This is a genomic window from Chryseobacterium sp. JK1, assembly GCF_050632815.1.
Classification (GTDB): Bacteria; Bacteroidota; Bacteroidia; order Flavobacteriales; family Weeksellaceae; genus Chryseobacterium.
Genome location: NZ_JBODRU010000012.1, coordinates 1 through 1,043, shown reverse-complemented (window position 1 = coordinate 1,043; position 1,043 = coordinate 1). Strand labels below are relative to the sequence as shown.

Here is a 1,043-nt window from a genome sequence, read left to right as displayed (position 1 = left end):
GAGAAAGCCTGTTGCTCATAAGCATATTTCAACTTTTCTGTGATCATACGAAGTTCTTCAAGACCGCCACCTCCGCCATTATTGCTGGATTCATTATGATAATATTGAAATCCATCAAGGTAATCTGTGATATCTGTTATCGTATAACAGTTGATAATTCCACATTCTGCCTTAGGAAGCTTTTTCTGAACCTTAGTTCCATCTGCTCTGTAAAGATAATTGTGTATTCCGGAGAGTCCCATATTTCCATATTCTATCTTATCAGGAAGGTTCAGATAGTTATAAGTGATCTTAGTAATGTTCTTATCCGGTATCTGCCACATACTTCCATTAAGGTCATATTGAATTGTACCACCCCCACCTTCATATCCTGAGGGATTATTCTGATGGTCTTTAATCACAGAAACCTGATTGGTTTGGCCTGTAGATCCGTAGATATACTCAAGATTATCAATTACCGTAGCAGTGGTATTATTACCTTCTAAAGCTGATGTTCGGTAAAGCCCGGTTATATTTCCATTCAGGTCATAAGCTATAGATTCTGTGTGCTCTTTGCTGTAAGGGTTGACAGGGTTTTGATAATATCCTGCGGTGAGCCTGTTCAGGGCATCATAAGCATAACCATATCTTTTGGGAGTGATGGATGGGTTCGCTCCTAAAGATTCTACCGCCCGCCAGTCTACTTCAGCTATATTACCGTTGTATTTAGGTTTCACATTTCTTCCGTTAAATAAAACAGAATCAGGAGTCTCTAAACCATCCATCTGATTGTATTTAATTTTGTAAGAAAATAATTTCCCTCCTAAATCCGGTACAGACATCTGATCTTTATTAATGTCCGTCAGCCAACCTCGGATGTTATAAGAATAGTCAATACTCTGCAGGTTATTGCCTACTTTTTTGTTTTTGAGCTGAGAAAGTTCATTGTAGCTGTTTTCGGCAAGAATCTGCTCGGGTTTATCATCTACCTGGTGTTTATGTACCAAGAGCCTGTTCTGATGATCATATTCAAAACGTTCTGTGATCGTGATTCCGGATTCATT

Annotated in this window: 1 pseudogene; it reads right to left on the bottom strand. The window is 38.6% G+C overall.

Annotated elements, in window-relative coordinates:
• Positions 1-1,043: pseudogene (locus ACQ76T_RS25080) on the bottom strand (RHS repeat-associated core domain-containing protein); the annotation flags it as partial.